The sequence below is a fragment of the Salinibacterium sp. UTAS2018 genome (assembly GCF_004118935.1).
In the GTDB taxonomy this organism is placed as follows: Bacteria; Actinomycetota; Actinomycetes; order Actinomycetales; family Microbacteriaceae; genus Rhodoglobus.
The window spans coordinates 2,446,843-2,468,463 of sequence record NZ_CP035375.1 but is presented as its reverse complement, the minus strand read 5'-3'; the positions used below and the strand labels follow the sequence as shown (position 1 = coordinate 2,468,463).

Genomic DNA, 21,621 nt, shown 5'->3' with positions numbered 1-21,621 from the left:
TGCGGTTCGCTCTAAGAGCGAGAAAGAAAAAGGGGAAGGAAGTGGCCGCCCGCTTGCAGGCGGACGGCCACCGTGCGCTATCCAGCGATAGCGGTCTGAATGTCGCCCGACATCTTCTGCCAGAGCGAAGCGGGGTCACCACCGTTGATGATGGCGGCTTCGGTTACACCCCAGAACTCCCACACGGCTCCCATGGCAGGAATCGAGGGCATCGGTACAGCGTTTTCACCGACGGTGCCGAAGCCGGCAACGATCGGGTCGGCGCTGGCGGCGTCGAAGGATGCGGTGAGCGCGGGGGCTCGTCCGCCCACTTCGAACAGAGCGGTCTGCACTTCTTCGCTGCCCATGTAGTTCACGATGAACTCGTTCGCAGCGAGCGCATTCTCGCTCTTCGCACTGACGAAGAAGCCCTGAACACCCACGAACGGCTGAGCGTCTTCTCCACCAGCGGAGGGGATCGGGTCGATCGCGACGTCGATGCCTGCTTCGACGGCGGCGGGAACGTTCCACGGTCCGGTCAGGTAGAAGGGTGCTTCGCCGGCCACGAACTTCTCTTTGGCGAGGTCGCCGGTGATGTTCGTGTTGAGAACTCCAGCAGCTCCCTGCTCGGCAAGCCAGGCAGCGAACTCGTCGCCACCAGCGTTGCCGATTTCGAGGGCGTCCGAGTCGTAGCTTCCATCGGCATCGGTGCCGAAGACGGGCGCACCGAACGAGGTCTGGAACGGGTACAGGTGGTACGGGTCGGCGGCTTCGGGGTCGAGGCCGACGAGGAACGGGTACTCAGTGCCGGCAGCTTCACCCATCGTGACCATCTCATCGAAGGTCGCGGGCGTGCTGGGCGCGAGTGCAGTGTTGCGCACGAGGGCGATGTTCTCGATCGAGTAGGGAACGCCGTACACCTGGCCTTCGTAGCTCATGGCGGTCACGCCCACAGCTTGGAAGTCGTCCGCTTTGTCGCCGAGTTCAACGGGAGCAACGACGCCGTTGGTGACAAAGGTGCCGAGCCAGTCGTGGGCTCCAATGACAACGTCAGGCCCCTTACCGGTGGGTACCTGGGCGACGAACTGGTCGCGAATGTCACCGAACTCTTTTTGAACGAGCTTGACCTCGACGCCGGTCTCGGCGGTGAAGTCAGCGGCGGCGTCTTTCAGCACGGCTGCGCGATCGGCATCGACCCAGACGGTCAGTGCTTCGCCGGTACCAGCGGCGTTGTCTGCGTCATCGGATGCTGCTGTGCATCCGGTCAGAACGAGGGATGCAGTAACAGTGAGCGCGCCTACGGCCCACAGTCCTCTCTTGGTCACCTTCATTGGTGGCTGCCTTTCGTCAGTGAAAGCATTGCAAACTGCAAGCGCTTCCATGTATACCTTGCATCAGGGCGATTGGGCAAGCGCGAGTTTTCAGGCCGTCGCCGATTTGCTCGAGAAATTGAGGGCCGGGTTTATGCAAGCGCTTAGTTTTTACGTCGATTAGCGATACGGTGTCAGGCATGACTTCCGTTCTTCCGCGCACCGAGTGGTGGCGCTCCGCAGTGATTTACCAGATCTACCCGCGGTCTTTCGCCGACTCCAACGGCGATGGCATGGGCGACTTGCTCGGCATCCGCGACCGGCTTCCTGAACTTGCCGAACTCGGCATCGACGCCGTGTGGCTCTCGCCCTTTTACACCTCGCCGCAACGCGATGCAGGCTACGATGTCGCCGACTACTGCGACGTCGACCCCCTCTTCGGCACCCTCGACGACTTCGACTCGATGACGAGTCGCGCCCACGAACTCGGGCTGCGCCTGATCGTCGATCTTGTGCCCAATCATTCTTCGAGCGATCACCGCTGGTTCCAAGAAGCACTGGCGGCCGCTCCCGGTAGCGCCGAACGCGATCGCTATATGTTCCGGGACGGTCTTGGCCAGAATGGCGAGTTGCCCCCCAATAATTGGGAGTCAGTCTTCGGCGGTCGCGCGTGGACCCGCACCGAGAACCCCGACGGCACCCCTGGCCAGTGGTACCTGCACCTCTTCGACAGCACCCAACCCGACTTCAACTGGCACAATCCTTGGGTGCGCCGCCAGTTCGAAGACGTGCTTAGGTTCTGGCTCGATCGTGGCGTCGACGGCTTCCGCGTTGATGTCGCCCACGGCATGATCAAAGCCGAGGGCCTTCCCGACTGGACTCCCCCGCTCGCGGGCGGCAGCATGGGCGGAGCAGGCACTCCAGAGGGCGGCGACGCAACGGCTGCCGACCCCGCGGCATCCCGCGCACCGTTCTGGGCGCAAGACGGCGTGCACGAGATCTACCGCGAATGGCGCACGATTCTCAACAGCTACGACGGCGAGCGCATTCTTGCCGCTGAAGCCTGGGTAGACCCGCTGACCGACATGGCCAAGTGGGTACGCCCCGACGAGATGCATCAGGCCTTCAATTTTCCGTACCTCGAAACGCCGTGGGCCGCTGCACCGTTGCGCGCCGTAATCGACGCCTCGATCAGCGCCTTCTCCGCCGTCGAAGCGCCCAGCACGTGGGTGCTCTCGAATCACGATGTTGTGCGTCACGCGTCGCGTCTCGCCCTTACCGCCGAGAATCCGCAGGGCGCCGGCATCGGCCCGAAGTCTGCTGGCTTGCCCATCCCCGAGCTCGGCCTGAGCCGGGCGCGAGCGGCAACCGCCCTCATGCTCGCGCTTCCCGGCAGCACCTACCTCTATCAGGGTGAAGAACTCGGCCTGCCCGAGGTCATCGATCTGCCCGATGAGGCTCGCCAAGACCCGACGTGGTTCCGCACCAACGGTGAGCGTTACGGCCGCGATGGCTGCCGCGTGCCCATCCCGTGGGAAGCCAATTCGCCCTCATACGGCTTTGGCCCCTCGGATGCCGCGTGGTTGCCGCAGCCCGCAGAGTGGGCGACTCTCGCTCGCGATGTGCAGCGCCACGACGACAACTCGACGCTCTCGCTGTACCGCCACGCTCTCGCCCTTCGCCGGGCCCACGAGTTGGCGACCGGCGAACTCGAGTGGCTCGACAGCGGCGCCGACGCCGTGCTTGCGCTCCGCAACGGCGACGTTCGCGTGTACGCCAACACGGGAGACAGCGCTGTGCCTTTGCCCGCCGGCGAGGTGCTGCTGGCGAGCGGTCCCCTCGGCGAGAACCAGCTGCCCGCCGACACCACGGTGTGGCTGCGCGGCTAGTCCACCGGCGTACCGAATAGCAGCGAGCGGATGCCGGTCGCTAGAATCGGCAGCAGCATGCTGACTGTGGGTCGGCATCCATTCGCCCCAGTGGCGCACTACGACAAGCATCCGACGAGGGGTTACCGATGGCGAGCATCGAAGATGTTGCCCGTCGCGCTGGCGTCTCGACTGCCACGGTCTCGCGCGCCCTGAGCGGCAATGGCCCCGTTTCGGCGGCCTCTCGCGAGAAGGTGGCGGATGCCGCTGCCGCGCTTGACTACGTCGTCTCGTCGAGCGCATCGAGCCTCGCCTCCGGTCGCACCAAAAATGTTGGCCTCATGGTGCCGTATTTGGCCCGGTGGTTCTTCACCTCGGTGGTCGAGGGCGCCCAGCAGTCTCTGATGCGCCACGGCTACGACGTGACGCTGTACAACTTGGCGGGCAGCGTTGAAGAGCGCGAAGCAGTGTTCGATGTCTTTCTGCAGCGCAAGAGAATTGATGGGATCGTCACGGTCTCGTTGAAACTTTCCCCCTCTGAGGTCGAACGGCTGCAAGCGTTGGATAAGCCGGTCGTGGGAGTGGGTGGTCCCATTGATGGCGTGCGCACCCTCACTCTCGATGATGATGCGGTGTCGAATCTGGCAACGAGTCACCTGTTGTCGTTGGGGCATACTCGGATCGCTCATATCGGTGGTTCGGAAGACTACGATCTCGAGTTCCACATTCCGACGAATCGCCGCCGTGGCTACGAAGCGGCGTTGCGCGCCGCCGGAATCGAACCACAACCAGAGTTTTTTGCGACCGCCGATTTCACCATCCAGGGTGGCTACCACGCTGCCAAGCAGCTGCTGGGTAATCCCCTCCAGCGGCCGACGGCGATCTTTGCGTCGTCTGACGAGATGGCGATCGGCTGCATTCTGGCCGCGCGCGACCTCGGTCTTGTCGTTCCGCGAGACATTTCCATCATCGGAATCGACGGCCACGAGCTCTCCGATTTCTTTGGGCTCACAACCGTTGCCCAATACCCGCAGGCTCAGGGCGAGCACGCGGTCGAGATTCTGATGAATCTGTTGGTGCCGGGAAAGCATCCCGAGATCCCCGAAAACACGCCGATCGGCTACGACTTGGTCGTGCGTTCGAGCACAAGTCGACCACCCCAGTAGCCCCACCCAGTTCGGGTTACCTCGCACTGTTCTCTGGTTTCGCTGTGGCACAATCGGAATCGAACCGGCCTTGTGCGGGCGTCGAGAGTCTGGGGGCAGACGTGAGCATGGAGAGCGATCGCTCGTCGTTGCCTGCCGACTCCCTCGACCAGATTGCGGATGATCTGCAACGGCTGAGGATCGCCGCCGGAGAAGTGTCATACTCCGAGCTTGCCTCGCGCATCGCGCATCGTCGCCAAGAAAACGGCATGAGCCCCGCCGCCGCGCGGGTTGCCCGTTCAACAGTCTTCGACATCTTCCGCACCGGAAGAACTCGCATCAATGCCGAGCTCGTGGCCGAAATTGTCGTCGCCCTCGGCCACGACGACGTCGACGCTGAAGCCTGGCGGGCTCGCTGTCTTGCCGTTCGCACGACAATGAAAGCGCAGACTGCCCACGCTCCGCTAACACCGGCCCCGAATCACGATTCACGGCTCGCTATTGTCGTGGTGCTGATGGTTGCTGCTGTCGGCCTCAACCTCTTCGGCGGCAGCGTGGTCTCACGGTTTGAGCTGCCCATCTTTCTGGACATGATCGGCACCGCGGTCGTCGCGATCATGCTCGGGCCCTGGCATGGGGCTCTCGTCGGGCTCTCAACCAATGTCGTCGGAGTTTTCTCCACGGTTCCCGCAACGCTGGCCTACGCGATCGTCAACGTAGTGGGGGCGCTCGTCTGGGGTTACGGGGTGCGACTTTGGCACCTCGATAAGACCCGGCTACGTTTCTTGCTGCTCAATGTCTTAGTTGCTCTCGCCTGCACGATCACCGCTGTTCCGATCACGGTGCTCGTCTTTGGCGGGGTCGCCGGTCACGCCGGTGACGACTTCATTTCCACCTTAAGGGCGATCGGCGACGGCCTCTGGACCTCGGTGTTCACGGTGAACATCTCGATCTCACTCGCCGACAAACTCATCACCGGCTACACGGCGCTCGCCATCATTCACTTGCTCGGCAGGCTCGGATTCTCCGAGATCATTCGGCGCAGAGATGGGCCGCTCAACACGCGACGGTGAGCCCCGCAGCGGTCCCTGATCTTTCGTCAGACGACTGCTCGCTGGCGAAGTGCTGCGCGAACCGTTGATCGGCCCAGCGCTGCGCGTCCTGATGACGCGTCGCAAGTTCCAACGTTCGCTGCGCTGGTTCGAGCGACTCAAGGTAGAGAGCGTCAGCGCGCGCACAGAGGCCTGTCGCACTCGACCACATCGCCTGTCGCGCCTGAGCGGGAGTCGTGCCCAACTTCTCCCGCAGCACTGCCGCCGGACCTTCGAAAGCTTCGGATAGCGCTTCGGCGCGTTCTTCGAGCCGAGCAATCCAGAGCGACCGCGCGATAAACGTTCCGACAAGAACGAGGAGCGAGAAAACGACGGCACCCGGGACAACAAAGAATCCGCCCACCGCGAGAATGACGAGCAGGCTCTGGGCGAGCATCCGCCCACGATCTTCATTTGTCAGGTGTCGCGCTTTTTCAGCGACCTCGAGTGCGATCGCGTCATGGTCCGCGTTATAGGTCGTGAGAGCCCGGCGCAGTTCGGAGGTGACGGCCGCGAACTCCAATTTGCTGATTCCCTGGAGGCGAGAGACATCGGTGCTTTCGATGGTCACGACCAGGTCGGGCGCCACGCACGACGCGGTAACGAGCCGGCTATCCACCTGCATCATCGTTTCGCTGAGGATGGCGGAAATAGCTCGTTTGTCGTCGCTGGTTTGTAGTTTCATGCCGCCCCTGTCGGTACTCACGGGTCTAATCGTCAGCGTCTAGTACAACCCCTGTGGTCACTGCCCCCGTGCGATTTCGGTGATCCCGAACGAATCCGGACACCCGCGGATGCCGTTGCCACGGCTCTAAGAGCGGGGTTCGACGAGGCGGCGGGCGGCTTCGCGCACGGAGTCGCAACGGGCCTTTTCGCTGTCGGCAAACTCAGCGCATCCGATGGAGCGCAGCTCTGCCGGAGCACGTTCCCAGTTGCTCGCGACGGAAAGAAGCAGCGCCAGTAGCTCTTCAGGCTTCCACGACGCGTCGACGACGCCACGCTCTTGAGCATCGGCGATTACGTCGAGCTTGTGCTGGTAGCCCTCAACGCGCCCCTCGGAAAACGAGCCCAGGGTGGCGGCATCGTGCAACCACGCCCACATCGCAACGCGTTCCAAGGAGGGGTCGTTGACGAAGTAGTTGTGCAGTCGCACCGCATATTCCACGAGGTCGGCATCGATCGGGACCGCGTGAGCGAGCCGATCGAGCCCGGACTGCATCACGTGATCGAACAGCGCTTCCTTGTCGCCGAACCACGCATAAATACGTTCCTTGCTAGCTTTCGCGGTTTCCGCGATGCGGTTGATGCGCGCGCCAGCAACGCCGTACTCGGCGAATTCAGCCGCTGCTGCCTCGAGCACGCGCTGTTTTGTTTCGCGGCCACGGAGTTGATCACGCGGCATTTCTGTCGAAACCACCAAACACCTCCAAATCGAACCGGTTGGTTTGACTTACCTTACACGCAGACGTACTGTCGAACCAATTGGTTTGGTAAACAATCAATTGGCTCGTCACCGAGCCACCCAGCTTTGTAAGGAGTTCGTATGACAAACGTATTGATGGTCTTGTCCGCAGCATCACACTTGACGCTCGCCGATGGTTCAGAGCACCCCACGGGTGTCTGGGCAGAAGAGCTTCTCGAGCCGTACCGCATCTTCACCGAGGCCGGCTGGAAGGTTCAGCTCGCCAGCCCCGCCGGCGTCGCCCCCACTTTTGACGCTTCCAGCCTCAGCGAGGGTGGTGTCGGTTCCGCCGAACGCCTCGCTGACTTCGAGGCTCGAATTGCCGCAATGCAGAGCATCCTCCAGAATCCCCTCCGCTTGGATGCCGTCAACGCCAGCGACTATGACGTCATCTTCTACCCCGGCGGCCACGGCCCCATGGAAGACCTCGCGACCGACGACGACTCCGGCCAGCTCATCGTCGAGGCCGTTAAGTCGAACACCACCCTCGGTGTCCTCTGCCACGCCCCCGCTGCACTGCTCGCCGCGAACGACAAGGCGACCGGCGAATGGGTTCTCAAGGGCCGCAAGATGACCGGCTTCGCCAACAGCGAAGAAGAGATCGCCGGCCTCGCCGACAAGGTCAAGTGGCTCGTCGAGACCCGTCTCGTTGAACTGGGTGCCGACTACTCCAAGGCACCGGAGCCCTTCGCGCCCTACGTGGTCGTTGATGGCTCGCTGTACACCGGTCAGAACCCCGCATCATCCGTCGCCGTTGCCGAGCGCATCGTCGCCGACAAGTCCTAACGACCGCACACTTCCCACTTTTCACTCGGCAATAAGCTCAAGGAGATTTTCATGACAACAAGCACCAGCACCCAATGGCAACTCGCCTCACGCCCCACCGGCGTACCTACCACCGAGAACGTGGTCAAGATTCAGGTCGACCTGCCCGAGCTCGCTGACGGCGACGTTCGCGTACGCAACACGTTCCTCTCGGTTGACCCGTACATGCGCGGTCGCATGAACGAGGGCCGCTCGTACATCGCACCGTTCAACCTCAACGAGACAATGGTCGGGGCTGCGGTTGGTGAAGTCATCGAGTCGAAGGATGCATCGCTGCCCGTCGGCACCCTCGTGCAGCACCAGCTCGGCTGGCGCGACATCGCGCAGGCTCCCGCTGGTCAGTTCACGGCGCTCCCCGACGTTCCCGGTATCTCGCCCTCGCTGTTCCTCAGCGTTCTCGGCATCACCGGAATCACCGCCTGGACCGGCCTCACTCAGATCGCCCACATCAAGGAGGGCGACACCGTCTTCGTTTCCGGTGCCGCTGGTGGAGTCGGCACGATGGTGGGCCAAATCGCTCGCATCCTCGGTGCAGCACGCGTTGTCGGCAGCGCCGGCACCGACGAGAAGGTCGCACTCCTCACAAGCAAGTACGGCTACGACGCCGCCTTCAACTACAAGAACGGCGACATCGCCGGTCAGCTGGATGCCGCAGCACCCGACGGAATCGATGTCTATTTCGACAACGTGGGTGGCGAGCACCTCTCGGCAGCACTCGGTGCATTCAAGGACGGCGGCCGCGTAGCAGTCTGCGGCGTTATGTCATTGATCAACGGCAAGGATGAGGGCATCAAGAACAGCTCCAACATCGTCACCCGTGGTCTCACCATCAAGGGCTTCACGATGGGCAGCTACTTCCACCTCGCCCCCGAGTTCGGCGCCGCAATGCAGGGCTGGCTCGGCGAAGGCAAGATCGTCTTCGATGAAACCATCACCGACGGCATTGATAACGCTCTCGATGCTTTCAACGGCATGATGAGCGGCGCCAACATCGGCAAGGCGCTCGTTCGTATCTAGTCCCGTGTGGCTGCCGACCCGAACGGCGCACACTCCCCGCACTTCGGTGCGGCAAAGAAATGCCCCGCAGCATCAGCTGCGGGGCATTTCTGTTGTGAGGTATGGCGAGTTCGCGCTACGTCGTCAACTGGTGAGCGCCGGAACGATCGCGCCGGAGAACACTTGCCACGCGAGCGCGGTCTTCGCGACCAGGCTGAGCGTGATGTAGGTGCGTTCGCCCTGCAGGTAGCTCTTCCACTTGCCCACTTGCTTGTATTGCAACCACTGGTTGAGGGCGAAGGTGTTGAAGAACAGGAAGAGCGAGATCACAATGCCGACGACAAAACCGGGAGCAGCGGCTTCGTTGGAGCTGCCGGGGCGCAAGAAGTAGATGAGGATAAGAATCCACGGCACAACACCGACCATCGAGCCGAAGATGAAGGGCAGCATCCCGCCCGATCCGGGCTTCTCGTACTTCTCTTGCACCGCACCGAACAGAATCATGGCGGCGTTCACGGTGAATACTGCGAAGAGTGCCGCGATATCCGTCACTCCATTGATCGCGAGAATCAGCCAGATCATGATGGATGAACTGAGCGAGTATTCGGTCCAACGGAAGTAGTTGCGGCTCTCCAGCAGGCCCGTCTTGTAGCGCCCAAAGAACCACGGGCTCGACACCGCAAAGTGGAATACCGCGCTCAGCGCGAGGAAGACGACGACGCCGATCCCGATGTTGATCTCGAAGACGGTCACACGCTCGGGCGGTATCGGCGCTCCGGGAGGGCCCGCTAGGTAGTCCGCCGTGACGGCGAACAGCACTTGAGTACTGAGCATCGTGAGAACGATGGCAAAGCCGATGGCCTGCAGGAGATGCAGGCTGCCCGCCACAATGTTGTAGATGCGCAGACGATCAACTTGCTGCTCCGGAGAATAGGTCTTCTTTGACACGGGATATTCCCTTCGACGGTGGTTGTCACGCTAGCACCTACGCCCCTGCGCGGCGAAGCATCGTGCTTATCCAGATCGGTTTAGCTACGTCGACTTACAGCCCCTGTGCCAGCCGGTAGTAGGCCGCATTCCAGCGAACTTCTTTCTGGAACTCGCGGATCGTCGTGCTTTCATCAATGACGAGAAGCTCCGTTCCCGACATTTCGGCCCAGTCGCGGAAAACCTCGATGTCAACCGCTGTGGACATCACTGTGTGATGTGCAGCGCCCGCAATCAGCCAGGCCGCCGCCGAGGTTGCAAAGTCGGGCGCAGGCTTCCACACGGCCCTACCGACCGGAAGGTTCGGCATGGGGGCATCCAGCGGAACGTTTTCCACGACGTTCGCGACGAGACGGAAACGATCGCGCATGTCGCTGAGTGCAACTACCACGGCGGGGCCACTGTCAGCCGTGAATACAAGACGAACGGGGTCGTCTTTGCCGCCGATTCCGAGCGGGTGAATTTCGAGACTCGGCTTGGAAGTAGTGAGACTCGGACTGACTTCGAGCATGTGAGCACCGAGAACTTTCTCTTCGCCCGGAGTGAGGTGATAGGTGTAGTCCTCCATGAGGCTCGCGCCGCCGGGGAGCCCTGCGCCCATGACATTGGCGACGCGCACGAGGATGGCAGTTTTCCAATCGCCCTCGGCGCCGAACCCATAACCATCCGCCATCAAACGCTGTACCGCGAGCCCGGGCAGTTGCTTGAGCTGGCCAAGATCTTCGAAACTAGTGGTGAAGGCCGAGAATCCGCCAGCTTCGAGGAAGGAGCGCAGACCGAGTTCGATCGCTGCACCGTCGCGCAGCGACTGATGGCGTTCGCCAGAAACACGCAGTTCAGCCGCCACCTCGTAGCTCGCTTCGTATTCCGCGACGAGATCGTCGATGTCTGCTTCCGCTACTGCAGCAACGGCATCCGCGAGTTCATTGACGCCCCAGGTGTTGACCTGCACACCGAAGCGCAATTCTGCCTCGGTCTTGTCACCCTCCGTTACGGCGACAAAACGCATGTTGTCTCCGAAGCGTGCGAGCTTGAGCGAACGGCTGGCGGCCCAACCTGCCGCGGCGCGCGACCAGGTCGCAATGCTGGCAAGCACCGCCGGATTGGAGACGTGGCCCACAACGGTTTTGCGCGCGACGCCGAGACGCGACTGGATGTAGCCAAACTCGCGATCGCCGTGCGCCGCTTGGTTGAGGTTCATGAAGTCGAAATCAATATCGGCCCAGGGTAGCTCGACATTGGCTTGAGTGTGAAGGTGCAGCAGCGGCTTGCGCAGCGCGTCGAGGCCCGCGATCCACATCTTGGCGGGGCTGAAGGTATGCATCCACGCGATAACGCCAATCACGTTATCGGCAGCATTGATCTCAAGAGCGGTGCGGCGGATGGCGTCCGAGCCCTTCAAGACCGGCTTCCACACGATCGTAACGGGTACGTTCGCGGCGGCACTCAAGGCATCGGCCACAGCGCGGCTCTGCTCGGCGACCTGCTGAAGAGTCTCTTCGCCATACAGCTCTTGGCTTCCCGTGAGAAACCACACTTCGTAGCTCGCAAGGTTGGGGGTGATGCTGCGGTTGCTCACAGTGAGGGTGCCTTTCCGTCGGAGGTGCTGTCGACTAGTGCTCCTTGGGGAGCTTGTCCGTACACGTTCTGATAGCGGTCGAAGAGCGAGTCGATAGCGCTTTGAGCAATCGGCACCAGAGCTCCGCCCTGTCGCGCGATGTGAACGGTGCGCGCGACATCCTCGACCATCGCTGCGGCCTTCACAGCATCGCGAGCATTCTTACCGATCGAGAAAGGGCCATGGTTTTGCATCAGAACAGCTCGCGAACGGTGGCCGGTGAGCGTCTCGACAACTCCGCGGCCGATCGAATCGTCACCGATTATCGCGAAAGGACCGATAGGAATTTCACCACCGAATTCATCCGCCATCGCCGTGATAACGCAAGGGATAGCTTCGCCTCGTGCCGCCCATGCGGTGGCATAGGTGGAGTGGGTGTGCACGACTCCCCCGACCTCGGGCATGGCGCGATAGATGTAGGCGTGGGCCGCTGTGTCGCTCGAGGGAGCACGATCTGATCCCGGAGTATCTCGGATCACCGCACCGTCGAGATCGCACAGAATCATGTTCTCTGGCGCTAGGTCGTCGTACGAGACCCCGCTCGGCTTGATCACGAACAGGTCAGCTCCAGGCACACGTGCTGAGACGTTACCGCCGGTCCACACGACAAGACCGTAACGGGTAAGTTCGGCGTGAAGTGCGGCAACTTCATCGCGAATACGCGCAATGGCGACCTGAACTTCTGGGCTGTATGCGATCATGCGAGGGCCTCCCGACGAATGTTTTTGAGCCGGCGCATGACATCATTGCCGCCGCGGCCAAAGTAGTCGTGCAGAGTGCGGTACTCTGCGAAAAGTGCGTCGTAGGCGTCAGCGGATGCCGCATCCGGCACATACGTCGCCTTCTGAACTTTGCCCATGGCTTCGCCCGCGGCCACGACGGTGTCGTAGGCCCCGGCAGCCACGGCTGCGTGAATCGCGGAGCCGAGCGCCGGACCTTGCTCACTCGCGATCGTGGAGATGGGCATTCGCAGCACGTCGCTGTAGATTTGCATGAGCACGGGGTTGCGCAACAGCCCTCCGGCGACGATGAAATCGGTCACTGGTACGCCGTGTGCGTTAAAGGTTTCGACAATCGTGCGGGTGCCGAACGCCGTCGCTTCGAACAATGCGCGGTACACCTCTTCGGCGCGGGTCGCGAGGGTGGCGCCAAACACTACGCCGCTGAGCTCCGCGTCGACAAGCACCGAGCGGTTGCCGCCGTGCCAGTCGAGCGCTACCAATCCGTGGCCGCCAACCGGTTGACCGGCGATCAGGCTGGTGAGGTGTTCGTGGATGCTCACGCCAACCTCAGCGGCGGCGTCGAAGTAGCGAGATGGCACCTGATTCTCGACGTACCAGGCGAAGATATCGCCCACCCCCGACTGTCCTGCTTCGTAGCCATACAGGCCCGAGACGATACCGCCCTCGACGACTCCACACATCCCTGGAACGTCGGTCAAAACATCCGAGTTCATGACGTGGCACGTGGAGGTGCCCATAATCGCGACCATCTGACCCGGTCGCGTCGCCCCAGCAGCAGGAGCGGTCACGTGCGCGTCGACGTTTCCCACAGCGACGGCGATTCCCTCGGGCAGTCCCGTCCAAGACGCTGCTTGCGCCGTGAGCGTGCCCGCAGCATCACCTAACTGGCCAAGAGCGTGACTCACTTTGTCATCAGCGAAGCTTGCGAAGGCGGGATTCAATGCGGCAAGGAATTCCCGACTGGGGTACTCGCCGTCCTGGAGGATGCCCTTATACCCGGCGGTGCAGGCGTTACGAACGTAGCGGCCGGAGAGCTGCCAGACGATCCAGTCGGCGGCTTCGACCCAGTGGTCCATGAGTTCGTACAGTTCGGGATCCTCTTCGAGCAGTTGCAGTCCTTTAGCGAATTCCCACTCGCTCGAGATGAGCCCACCGTAGCGAGACAACCACGGTTCATTCCGTGCGGCCGCAAGCTCGTTGATGCGGTCAGCGTGCGGCTGCGCGGCATGGTGCTTCCACAGTTTGACGTAGGCGTGGGGGCGGTCCACAAACTCGAGAAGCTCATTGAGCGGAGTACCGTCTGCCAGAGTCGGGATCATGGTGCAGGCGGTGAAATCTGTTGCAATTCCGATGACCTGCGCTGGGTCGACGCCGGATGCTGTGAGCGCCGCGGGAACGGCATGTTTGAGTACGTCCACATAGTCTGAAGGCACCTGCAGCGCCCACTCCGGCGGCAGCGCTTGGCCTGAACTGGCCAAGGTGGAGTCCATAACCGCGTGGGAGTAGTCATGAACGCCCGCGCCGAGTTCGGCTCCATCGGAAACGCGGACTACGACGGCACGACCCGACAGCGTGCCGAAGTCGACACCAATCACGAATTGGTCGCTCGGGGAAAAACTCACGTCGGACTCCGTTGTCTAGGGTGCAGTTCAGTGAATGTGACCGTTCACATTGTGGTCACTATGTTACATGCGAAACGGTCACATCCGTCAAGGGCAGCAGATCATCATCCGACAGCCACGCCGCGGACTAGAGCGTCGCGGTCGATTCGCGCACGATTAACTCCGGAAGAACAATGCCGTCGTCACCAGGATTTTCACCGCGCAGGCCCGCCAACAGTACGGAGATGGCGCGACGGCCGATTTCCGGAAGGTTCTGCCGCACTGTGGTCAGCGGCGGAAAGAAGTGGGCCGCTTCGGGGATGTCATCGAAGCCCACGACGCTCATATCGTCGGGGATACTCAGCCCCAGCTCACGACAGGCGTGCATGAAGCCCAACGCCATTTGGTCATTGCTGGCGAACAGCGCCGTGAAGTCGCGCGATCGCAGCAGTTCGAGGCCCGCGTAATACCCGAAGCTGGAACTCCAGTCGCCCAGAACGGGCGCCCGCGCCTTGAGCCCGGCTTCATTAATTTCGTCGAGAAATCCCTGCACGCGCGCTTCTGCCTCGAGCCAGTCCCGGGGCCCGGACAAGTGCATGATCTCGGTGTGACCGAGATCGATCAGGTGTCGCGTGGCGAGGCGAGCGCCCGCCTGCTGGTCGACCGACATGCTGTGCCGACTCTGGTCGACTTGATTGGCGTGTAGCGCCACGAACGGCACCGAGACTGACAACTCGCGCACCGCATCCAACGCTCGCCCTTGCGGCGTCACGAAGACGATCGCTTCGACCGACTGACTCATCAAATAGTCGAGGCCAGCCTTGATCGCGTGGCGGTCATTAGATGCAACATTGGTGATGCTGAGGCGATAACTCGCCTCCCGTGCTGCGAGCTCGATCGCCTGAATCGTAGTCGCCGGGCCGAAGTGGCTCGACTGCTGCGCGAGCACACCGATGGTGCGCGTGCGGCTGGTGACCAGAGTGCGCGCCGCCTGATTGGGGCGGTAGCCCAGTTCATTTATGGCCTCGCGCACACGATCCCGTGTGGAATCGCGGATGTTGGGGCTGTCATTAAGCACCCGCGAGACCGTCTGGTACGACACTCCAGCGCGGCGAGCGACGTCTCGTATGTTCGGAGCACGAAGCTTCGCCGATTGCACCCCGCTACCTGATTCCATGACCGCCATCCGCGCGCAACCACTGAGCGCTGCCCCCATTATGCCCCGCAGCCACGAACCGTGCGGCACCGTCGACCAGCCCCGCTACGTGTTCAAGCACGCCTAAGCCACCTGCAGCCGGCGCCGTTCCTCCGTCAGAACAACGCTGCCAGCGGCCCATTCCGCCCCACGAAAACGGTGCGATCGGCGGTACCCGGCAGCGGGTGCAACTTCAGTTTGTGCGCCAGCTTTACTGACGCCGCATTCTCCGGGTGTACGACGGCGACCAACAACAGAGCTTCAATGTTCGCCCGCACGTAGGCGAAAAGCGGCCGCATCGCTTCGTACGCGATTCCTTGACCTTGGAATTGCGGATGCACGATCCAACTCACTTCGAGGCAACGAGTTGAGGCGGTCAAGGATCGTAACTGCAGGCTGATTTCTCCGACCAGCTCACCCTCGAATTCGATGGCCAGCGCCAGCACGTCGTCCACTCGACGGATAGAAGTCTGCCGTGTTCGACGCGTCAGTTGTCGCAGCGAGGACCGGCGGCTGCGCTGCGGCCACGCCGTGTACTGACTCACCTGCGGGCTGGACTGAATCTCGTGCCATCGCGCAGCATCCGACATCCGGTGCGGTCGAAGCGATACGCGCGGGGTCCGGATGACCGGCACCCGCAGGGGCGATTCGAGCGTTGCTCTGCGATCAACCGTGGACATGAACCTGCCGAATCGGGGCGTGCGGCGAGCGCCTTACTCGTCGTGTTCATTGAAGCTTGGCAGAGCCACTGACACGGTGGGGGTCCTGAGATTCCAGCCTTGTAAAAAGCAGGTTAATTACGCCGGCACTGGTGCCTAACGCGCTTGGCGTCGAAAGCCCGGCTTCGACTTTCCTTTGACCGAAGGCGCGCGCCCCTTACCTTTCGAGGCTTTGGCTTTTCCGCCCGGCTTTGCCACGGATGCGGCGGCGGCCTTCGCAGACTTATCAAGTTGACGGTCGGCGTCGATCAGAAACGCTTCGCCCTCAGGGGTTAGCTGCGTCGTCGTCGCGGAGGTATCGAACAGCGGGTAACCCAGTTGCTCTTCGAGTGACCTGATCGCCGCAACAAGGTTCGACCGCGGAACCCCCAACGAGCGTGCCGCGTGGGCGAAATGCAGTTGGTGCCCGGCGGCGACAAACTGTTTGAGCAGCAAATGGTCCATTGGCTTCAGCGTAGGCGATGAGCGTGCGCAATTTCTCGCGAGGGCAGCGCGTGGCCCCTACCAATGGCGTCTAACGGCTGGCCCACAGCAGGCCCCGCTCGACCATGGTGCGCACGGGCGACATCGCCAAGACGTCGGGGTCGTGGCCTGGCGTCGCGACAAACACGCGCCCCTTGCCCCACTGCCGCGTCCACACCGCGGGGCATGTCACCGGCGAACCCCAAGGATCTCCCGGTTTACTCGCATGCGTCGTCGTAGCGAGCACAGTGTTGTAGTTGTCCGTAAGCACCCAATACTGCTCAGTGTCGAGATCGAACGCACCGATACCGCTGGTGATGGGATGCTCCTTTCCCGCGGGAGTGACCTCTATGCGGTGGGGAACCATATAGTCGCTGCCATCCCCCATGCGGTCATGGTGCGGCTTCGGCGGATGCGTGGCGAAGTATCCCCCAATAAGTTGCGGATACTCCGGTGTATTGCGATACGAATCGACGATTCCCCCGTGCCAGCCGGCAAGCCCAACTCCGCGCCGAACAGCAGCATCTAATCCGTCGAATTCTTCACGTTCGATTGTCGCCATCGACACACACTGAACGATGAGGTCGATATCACTCATCGCGGCTTCGTCGGCGTAGATCGCAGACGATTCTTCGACGCGCACGGCAAATCCCTGCGATTCAAGGAAGGGGATGAATGCGTCGGTGGTGGCGACGGGGTGATGCCCGGGCCATCCCCCGCGCACCACGAGTGCATTCTTCGGGTTGCTCATCGGAAACTCCTTGGGAACTGCGCGTCGTCAGCGCCAGCGACCCCAAATCGGAGCGACCGAACGTTGGTGTGATGAAGATCAACGGCGATTTTTACCCCCACGACTGTCGCGAATACGCCCGGAACTGTGGTGGTGGTGGCGCCACCACCCATCATAAGAGAAGTATTTTCGCTTTCGCGGTGCCCGACATCGAAGAACCCGCCCGGCGCTGAGCGAAGGCGAAGGCGAAGGCGAAGGCGATGCGCGACGGTCACAACTCGCGGAAGCGAACGCTGGAAACAACAAGGGGACTCATAGATCCCGGGAACAACAAACGGTAGCTGAGGCGGGATTCGAACCCGCGACCTCACGATTATGAGTCGTGCGCTCTCACCAACTGAGCTACTCAGCCACATCATCCAAAAATTCGGATGAGCGAGCCCCCTATGGGAATCGGACCCATTACCTCTTCCTTACCAAGGAAGTGCTCTACCAATGAGCTAAGGGGGCACACAAAAGCGCTAAACGCGCGATTGGCACCGTAAGAGAATAGCACCCGCTGGGGGCCTCTCCTTACGCTTTTGGCCCAAAAATGGCCGTTGGCAAAGATTAGTCAACAGCATTTGCTGTAAGCCAGGCGTAGGGGTCGACGGGAACGTCATCGAGGTGCACTTCAAAGTGCAGATGGGCACCATAGGCGATGCCGGTTTCGCCGACGAGACCGAGGAAGTCACCCGCCTTAACTTGCTGCCCTACGACGACGGGGCTGGAGTCCGTGATCATGTGAGCGTAGAGGCTCGTGACCTGCTGGCCGTTGATCGTGTGGCTAATGACGGCGTGATATCCGTAGCCCGACCAGTCCGCCTGAATGAGATCTACGGTGCCGTCAGCGATCGCGTAGATCGGTGTTCCGGATGCTGCCGCGAAGTCAGTTCCCTTGTGGAAGCCACCGACGCGGTCGCCGAAACCATCGGTGATCGGTACGGAGTAGGGGAACGGCCAGCGAACATCGCCGCTCGTCGCGCTGTACTCGTAATCGATTCCGGCATATTTGAGCGCCAGTACTTCTGCGTACGAGATCACCTTGATGTCGTCATGCGCAGCGACCTCACCCGCAACATCGTCGGAGACCGCCAGGGACTGGCTGGCACGCGCGTTCGCGCTGAGGGCCGCAACGTCAGCGACCGGGGCGCCGGCGGCGATCGTGGCTGAATCCGCATCCATGAATATGTTTGACGGCACCGAGACACCGACGAGAATCGGGAATGCGAACAGCATCGCGACAAATGAGAGCGCCTTCGACGCCGAACGCTTGCTGCTCGAACCGGAGGTGTTGCTCGGCGCTAATGCCTTGCGGGAAACCCACACACGCTTCGATTTGACCGCGGAGTTTGTCGCCTTGCGTGAGCGAGGTGCAGTAGCCGCGGTCGCCTGCTTCGGTGCACGACCACTCTGGGCTGCCTTGGCCGGCCGCGAACGCTTGCGGCTTGTCGGGGCCACCGCGAGCGCCGCGTTCGACTCTAGAGTCTCCACGGAGGCGTCGGATGTCGAAGTAACCGTGCTGGGCGTCAAGCCAAAGATGTCGAAAGGCGCGTCAGCCCCAATGCTCTGAGGCTCGGAAGGTGCTGGGTCGACGGCGGCTGTCGCTGCGGCCGGGGCGTGCACGGTAGAGATCGGAGCAGTGAACAGTCGCTCAGATACCGTCGGCGCGCCAGGCGCCACCACCGGCGGTGCGACCGAGACAGGCGCCGGGCTCACGACAACGCTGCTGGCGGGCGCCGGAAAAGCCGGCGTGGGAATTGCGGGCACGGAGGCCACAGCAGCAGCCTTGGTGCGCATCGAACGACGGCTCGGCAATGCGACCGCGCTCTCAACCGAAACGGGGCGATCCACTGTCGCTGTCACGATTTCCGGAACCGCCACCGCAAATGGCTCGGACGCTGCCGCTGCCGCCTGAGATTCGACACTCTCGGGGGCCGTCTCGACAGCTGAGGGCAGAACGACAGCGACTACTGGTCGCGGTTCGACTGCTGCGGGCTGCCGCTGCTGCTCTTCGGGAGCAGGCTGCGAGTGCGGACTGAACAAATCAGCGAGCACGGGAACCACTGGCGTCTTCGCCGGGCGCTTCGCGCTGCTTCGCTGGTTAGCTGATTGTTGAGCTTCGCGTTCACGCTCGCGCATTTCTTTGCGCGTCAGCGGCGGATTCGCTTCGGTTCCCGGGTTGTGGGAGGGCGCGGCGTCCCGGCTCATAGAACGAGCTCGTGGTGGCGGGAAGAGAAGGCCACTGGGGCATGCGCGCTCATCAGCGACATTCTTCTCCTCCACGCGATTCACCTGCTAGGTGTGAATGCAAAACTCGGGTAATTGACCCACGCACGTACGGGTTGCGCGCGGGTAACAGATTCATAAAGGCTAGCGCGCAAGTGGTCTAGTTGCCAGACCTTTATAAAGTGGTCTACTCAGGCTAGCAACTGCTTCAACACTGCCTCAAGTTTCTGGGCAACGGCTGGTTCCGCAGCGAGGATAAAGTCCTTTTCTTTTGCCGCATCTACGCGCAATCCCTGCAGGGAGGCGAATCCCGTGGCGATGAGCGCTCCGGAGAGGTCTACTTCGTGCGCAACCGGCAGCGACTGTTTATTGAGGTGGACTCTGGTTCACCCTCAACTCCGGTCAGTTCGCTCGCGCCACGTTCCGCCCGCGCCTGTACGATGGCACTCCATTCGAGGTCGCTTCGGTGGGGAGAACAGGGCCCCGGCCTCTCCGGCCGGTACACACGTCGCTCGATCTGGATGTGGTCGCCACTAAAGGTGCAAGATGAACAGAAAACGAGTCACCCCGCTCGCCATCACACTGCTCGCCGTCGCGTTGCTTCTCAGCGTGCTGCTGGTTTCCCAGATTGGCGATTCTGCCAGCGGGCCACCCGTAGCAAGTGACGAGCCCAATGACCTCGCGTCGCCGCCGCCCGATCCCCAGCTACCGGGTCGCTCCCTAGTGTGGAGTGACGAGTTTGATGGACCGGCAGGTTCGGCGCCCAACCCCGACAACTGGACTAACGAGGTCGGAGGCGAAGGCTGGGGCAACAATGAGTTGCAGTTCTACACGGAGGGCGTAGCGAATGCCGCGCTCGATGGAACGGGCAATCTCGTGATCACCGCTCGGGCTCTCGATCCGCTCGCGTCAGACCAGTCGTGCTGGTACGGACCGTGCTCCTTCACCTCGGCTCGTCTCATCTCGGCCGACAAGGTGACGGTGGAGTTCGGGCGGGTGGAAGCGCGCATCCAGGTTCCTGGAGCAGGCGGTGTGTGGCCGGCGTTCTGGATGCTCGGCGAAGACCTCTCCGAGGTCGATTGGCCAGAGGCGGGCGAGATCGACGTGATGGAGTTCGTGGGAAATTCACCGACCCAGATTTTCGGCACGATTCATGGCCCCGGTTATTCCGGCGAACAGTCGTTCGGTGGCGTCCTCGGCCTCGGCACCCCGGTTGCCGACGAGTGGCACGAGGTCGCGGTGGAGTGGTCCCCCGGGCGAATCGTGTGGGAAGTCGATGGCACCGTCTACCACGAGGCTGTGCCGGCTGACGTGGCACCAAACTCCTGGGTCTTCGATCAGCCCTTCTTCCTCCTCGTCAATCTTGCAGTCGGAGGGGACTTTGGAGGCGACCTCTCCGACGACATCACGCAGCCGCAGGAATACCGTCTCGATTACATCCGGGCGTACGAACTCTCAGCCTGAGGCTTTCACCGCGGGAGAGATCACGCCTCAACGGTGACGACGGCTGCGCCGGCGGACATTCCCTCATGCGCATCGAGTCGCGCCCGAAGGGAGCGTGAGATCGCTAGGGCTTTCGCGTCGCTCGAAGCCAGCTCGTCGCTAGTCGCACCGCCGGGTTGGCTCCGCATCAGCGCTAAGTCTGCCGCGAACACAATGCGAGCCCAATCCGCCGGGGAGTGCTCACCGCCAGCGGCAAGGGCGATCTGAAGGCGCTGAATATCATCGTGCAATGCGTCGGCAGTGTCGACGCCCCACATCCGCAGCAGGTCTGGTTGGGCCGCTGCTGGCGCGAGTAGTCGACTGAGCCCAACGGAGAGCAGCGATTGCTCGTCGTCGCTCAGTTCGAGCTGCACTGAAGGAGCGAGTCGTTCCTGTTCCGCGTGATCTGCCTCTTCGCGCTCGACGCGCAGCGACGACATCGTGTCCACGATGACGGCAATAAACAGGTTCAGGGTGATGAACGCGGCGATCAGGATGAACGGCACGAAGAACAGCCACGCCAACGGCATCACTTCCATGATCGGGCGCACGATCCCCATCGACCAACTCTCGAGGGTCATGATCTGAAACAGCGAATACGTCGACTTTCCGATGCTGCCGAACCACTCCGGAAACTGATCGCCGAAGAGTTCGGTCGACATAACGGATGCCACGAAGAAGACGAGAGACATCAGCAGGGCGATTGCACCGATGCCCGGGAACGAGCGGATGAGCGCCTCAACAACCATCCGCACCTGCGGCATGAACTTGATGACTCTCAAAATACGCAGCACTCGGAGCGCACGAAGAACCGAAAGTGGTCCAGCACTGGGCACAAGCGCAATCCCCACAACGATGAGGTCAAAAACAGACCACCCATCGGTGAAGAAACGCTTGGGGCCGTAGGCAACAAGCTTGAGAACGAGCTCAATGACGAAGACCACGAGGGCAATCGAGTCGAGAGAGTGGAGAACCTCGTAGGTCGTCGTGCCCTCTTCTGCCGCGGTCATCAGAGCGATGATGACGGCATTGACCACGATGACGGCGAGAACGAAGTTCTGAACGAGTGATGAGTCAACAAACTGGGTTAGTCGACGACGAAACGATGGGCTCTCGGGAGAAGCGGTTAGATTCACGCGC

19 protein-coding genes and 2 tRNA genes are annotated in these 21,621 nt (G+C 61.8%); 6 read left to right on the top strand and 15 right to left on the bottom strand.

Annotated elements, in window-relative coordinates; all coding sequences use genetic code 11:
- Positions 1–77: 77 nt before the first annotated feature.
- The gene (locus tag ESZ53_RS11770; RefSeq protein ID WP_129073001.1) at positions 78–1,310 is read right to left on the bottom strand and encodes a maltose ABC transporter substrate-binding protein; all 1,233 of its coding nucleotides are present in this window, start codon (positions 1,308–1,310) and stop codon (positions 78–80) included.
- A 179-nt stretch (positions 1,311–1,489) separates the two neighbouring features.
- Here ESZ53_RS11770 and ESZ53_RS11765 point away from each other — a divergent pair, with 179 nt between their 5' ends.
- The 3 genes from ESZ53_RS11765 (at position 1,490) to ESZ53_RS11755 (ending at position 5,375) form a co-directional block, all read left to right on the top strand.
- Entirely contained in the window at positions 1,490–3,178 is a 1,689-nt protein-coding gene (locus ESZ53_RS11765; protein ID WP_129073000.1) for a glycoside hydrolase family 13 protein, read from the top strand.
- A 128-nt stretch (positions 3,179–3,306) separates the two neighbouring features.
- The gene (locus ESZ53_RS11760) at positions 3,307–4,323 is read left to right on the top strand and encodes a LacI family DNA-binding transcriptional regulator (protein ID WP_129072999.1); all 1,017 of its coding nucleotides are present in this window, start codon (positions 3,307–3,309) and stop codon (positions 4,321–4,323) included.
- 107 nt (positions 4,324–4,430) lie between these two features.
- Positions 4,431–5,375, top strand: coding sequence for an ECF transporter S component (locus ESZ53_RS11755; protein ID WP_145963174.1), 945 nt, complete (start codon positions 4,431–4,433; stop codon positions 5,373–5,375).
- Here the strand turns inward: ESZ53_RS11755 and ESZ53_RS11750 are convergent.
- Positions 5,359–6,078 (bottom strand): hypothetical protein, encoded by a 720-nt coding sequence (locus ESZ53_RS11750; protein ID WP_129072997.1) that lies wholly within the window; start codon positions 6,076–6,078, stop codon positions 5,359–5,361. The two genes, ESZ53_RS11755 and ESZ53_RS11750, sit on opposite strands and share 17 nt — an antisense overlap.
- A gap of 126 nt (positions 6,079–6,204) precedes the next feature.
- The gene (locus ESZ53_RS11745; RefSeq protein WP_129072996.1) at positions 6,205–6,810 is read right to left on the bottom strand and encodes a TetR/AcrR family transcriptional regulator; all 606 of its coding nucleotides are present in this window, start codon (positions 6,808–6,810) and stop codon (positions 6,205–6,207) included.
- Positions 6,811–6,936: 126 nt separating this feature from the next.
- Here ESZ53_RS11745 and ESZ53_RS11740 point away from each other — a divergent pair, with 126 nt between their 5' ends.
- Together ESZ53_RS11740 and ESZ53_RS11735 are read left to right on the top strand one after the other, a co-directional pair.
- Positions 6,937–7,641 (top strand): type 1 glutamine amidotransferase domain-containing protein, encoded by a 705-nt coding sequence (locus ESZ53_RS11740; RefSeq protein WP_129072995.1) that lies wholly within the window; start codon positions 6,937–6,939, stop codon positions 7,639–7,641.
- 51 nt (positions 7,642–7,692) lie between these two features.
- Positions 7,693–8,697 carry an NADP-dependent oxidoreductase gene (locus ESZ53_RS11735; protein ID WP_129072994.1) on the top strand — a complete coding sequence of 335 codons (1,005 nt, stop codon included), beginning with the start codon at positions 7,693–7,695 and terminating at the stop codon, positions 8,695–8,697.
- A gap of 123 nt (positions 8,698–8,820) precedes the next feature.
- Here the strand turns inward: ESZ53_RS11735 and heR are convergent, their stop codons facing one another.
- The 11 genes from heR to ESZ53_RS11680 form a co-directional block, all read right to left on the bottom strand.
- Positions 8,821–9,624 carry a heliorhodopsin HeR gene (heR, locus tag ESZ53_RS11730; RefSeq protein ID WP_129072993.1) on the bottom strand — a complete coding sequence of 268 codons (804 nt, stop codon included), beginning with the start codon at positions 9,622–9,624 and terminating at the stop codon, positions 8,821–8,823.
- A 94-nt stretch (positions 9,625–9,718) separates the two neighbouring features.
- On the bottom strand, positions 9,719–11,242 hold the full coding sequence (gene araA, locus ESZ53_RS11725; RefSeq protein WP_129072992.1) for an L-arabinose isomerase: 1,524 nt from the start codon (positions 11,240–11,242) through the stop codon (positions 9,719–9,721).
- A complete protein-coding gene (locus ESZ53_RS11720; RefSeq protein WP_129072991.1) occupies positions 11,239–11,982 on the bottom strand; it encodes an L-ribulose-5-phosphate 4-epimerase in 744 nt (247 codons plus the stop codon). The genes araA and ESZ53_RS11720 overlap by 4 nt, the downstream gene beginning before the upstream one ends.
- Positions 11,979–13,646, bottom strand: a complete 1,668-nt coding sequence (gene araB, locus ESZ53_RS11715; protein ID WP_129072990.1) for a ribulokinase — start codon at positions 13,644–13,646, stop codon at positions 11,979–11,981. The genes ESZ53_RS11720 and araB overlap by 4 nt, the downstream gene beginning before the upstream one ends.
- 127 nt (positions 13,647–13,773) lie before the next feature.
- Positions 13,774–14,802 carry a LacI family DNA-binding transcriptional regulator gene (locus ESZ53_RS11710; RefSeq protein WP_129072989.1) on the bottom strand — a complete coding sequence of 343 codons (1,029 nt, stop codon included), beginning with the start codon at positions 14,800–14,802 and terminating at the stop codon, positions 13,774–13,776.
- 134 nt (positions 14,803–14,936) lie between these two features.
- A complete protein-coding gene (locus ESZ53_RS11705; protein ID WP_129072988.1) occupies positions 14,937–15,500 on the bottom strand; it encodes a GNAT family N-acetyltransferase in 564 nt (187 codons plus the stop codon).
- Positions 15,501–15,635: 135 nt separating this feature from the next.
- Positions 15,636–15,983 (bottom strand): LysR family transcriptional regulator, encoded by a 348-nt coding sequence (locus tag ESZ53_RS11700; RefSeq protein ID WP_129072987.1) that lies wholly within the window; start codon positions 15,981–15,983, stop codon positions 15,636–15,638.
- A gap of 70 nt (positions 15,984–16,053) precedes the next feature.
- Positions 16,054–16,752: a ThuA domain-containing protein gene (locus ESZ53_RS11695; protein ID WP_129072986.1), complete on the bottom strand. Its 699-nt coding sequence runs from the start codon at positions 16,750–16,752 to the stop codon at positions 16,054–16,056.
- A 317-nt stretch (positions 16,753–17,069) separates the two neighbouring features.
- Positions 17,070–17,143 (bottom strand) — tRNA-Met (locus ESZ53_RS11690).
- A gap of 26 nt (positions 17,144–17,169) precedes the next feature.
- Positions 17,170–17,241: transfer RNA gene (locus ESZ53_RS11685), tRNA-Thr, on the bottom strand.
- Between the two features lie 99 nt (positions 17,242–17,340).
- Positions 17,341–18,981 carry a peptidoglycan DD-metalloendopeptidase family protein gene (locus ESZ53_RS11680; RefSeq protein ID WP_246837311.1) on the bottom strand — a complete coding sequence of 547 codons (1,641 nt, stop codon included), beginning with the start codon at positions 18,979–18,981 and terminating at the stop codon, positions 17,341–17,343.
- A gap of 564 nt (positions 18,982–19,545) precedes the next feature.
- On the opposite strand from ESZ53_RS11680, the gene ESZ53_RS11675 reads away from it, so the two are divergent.
- Positions 19,546–20,463, top strand: coding sequence for a family 16 glycosylhydrolase (locus tag ESZ53_RS11675; RefSeq protein WP_129072985.1), 918 nt, complete (start codon positions 19,546–19,548; stop codon positions 20,461–20,463).
- A 20-nt stretch (positions 20,464–20,483) separates the two neighbouring features.
- Here ESZ53_RS11675 and ESZ53_RS11670 read toward each other — a convergent pair whose 3' ends face one another.
- Positions 20,484–21,617, bottom strand: a complete 1,134-nt coding sequence (locus tag ESZ53_RS11670; RefSeq protein ID WP_210403793.1) for an ion transporter — start codon at positions 21,615–21,617, stop codon at positions 20,484–20,486.
- Between the last annotated feature and the right edge of the window lie 4 nt (positions 21,618–21,621).

Coding starts and splice junctions, on each gene's coding strand:
- ESZ53_RS11700 (WP_129072987.1), bottom strand. CDS start 15,983: ATGGACCATTTGCTGCTCAAACAGTTTGTCGCCGCCGGGCACCAACTG.
- ESZ53_RS11735 (WP_129072994.1), top strand. CDS start 7,693: ATGACAACAAGCACCAGCACCCAATGGCAACTCGCCTCACGCCCCACC.
- ESZ53_RS11675 (WP_129072985.1), top strand. CDS start 19,546: ATGAACAGAAAACGAGTCACCCCGCTCGCCATCACACTGCTCGCCGTC.
- ESZ53_RS11765 (WP_129073000.1), top strand. CDS start 1,490: ATGACTTCCGTTCTTCCGCGCACCGAGTGGTGGCGCTCCGCAGTGATT.
- ESZ53_RS11710 (WP_129072989.1), bottom strand. CDS start 14,802: ATGGAATCAGGTAGCGGGGTGCAATCGGCGAAGCTTCGTGCTCCGAAC.
- ESZ53_RS11680 (WP_246837311.1), bottom strand. CDS start 18,981: ATGAGCCGGGACGCCGCGCCCTCCCACAACCCGGGAACCGAAGCGAAT.
- ESZ53_RS11755 (WP_145963174.1), top strand. CDS start 4,431: ATGGAGAGCGATCGCTCGTCGTTGCCTGCCGACTCCCTCGACCAGATT.
- ESZ53_RS11720 (WP_129072991.1), bottom strand. CDS start 11,982: ATGATCGCATACAGCCCAGAAGTTCAGGTCGCCATTGCGCGTATTCGC.
- ESZ53_RS11695 (WP_129072986.1), bottom strand. CDS start 16,752: ATGAGCAACCCGAAGAATGCACTCGTGGTGCGCGGGGGATGGCCCGGG.
- ESZ53_RS11740 (WP_129072995.1), top strand. CDS start 6,937: ATGACAAACGTATTGATGGTCTTGTCCGCAGCATCACACTTGACGCTC.
- ESZ53_RS11770 (WP_129073001.1), bottom strand. CDS start 1,310: ATGAAGGTGACCAAGAGAGGACTGTGGGCCGTAGGCGCGCTCACTGTT.
- ESZ53_RS11705 (WP_129072988.1), bottom strand. CDS start 15,500: ATGTCCACGGTTGATCGCAGAGCAACGCTCGAATCGCCCCTGCGGGTG.
- ESZ53_RS11760 (WP_129072999.1), top strand. CDS start 3,307: ATGGCGAGCATCGAAGATGTTGCCCGTCGCGCTGGCGTCTCGACTGCC.
- ESZ53_RS11750 (WP_129072997.1), bottom strand. CDS start 6,078: ATGAAACTACAAACCAGCGACGACAAACGAGCTATTTCCGCCATCCTC.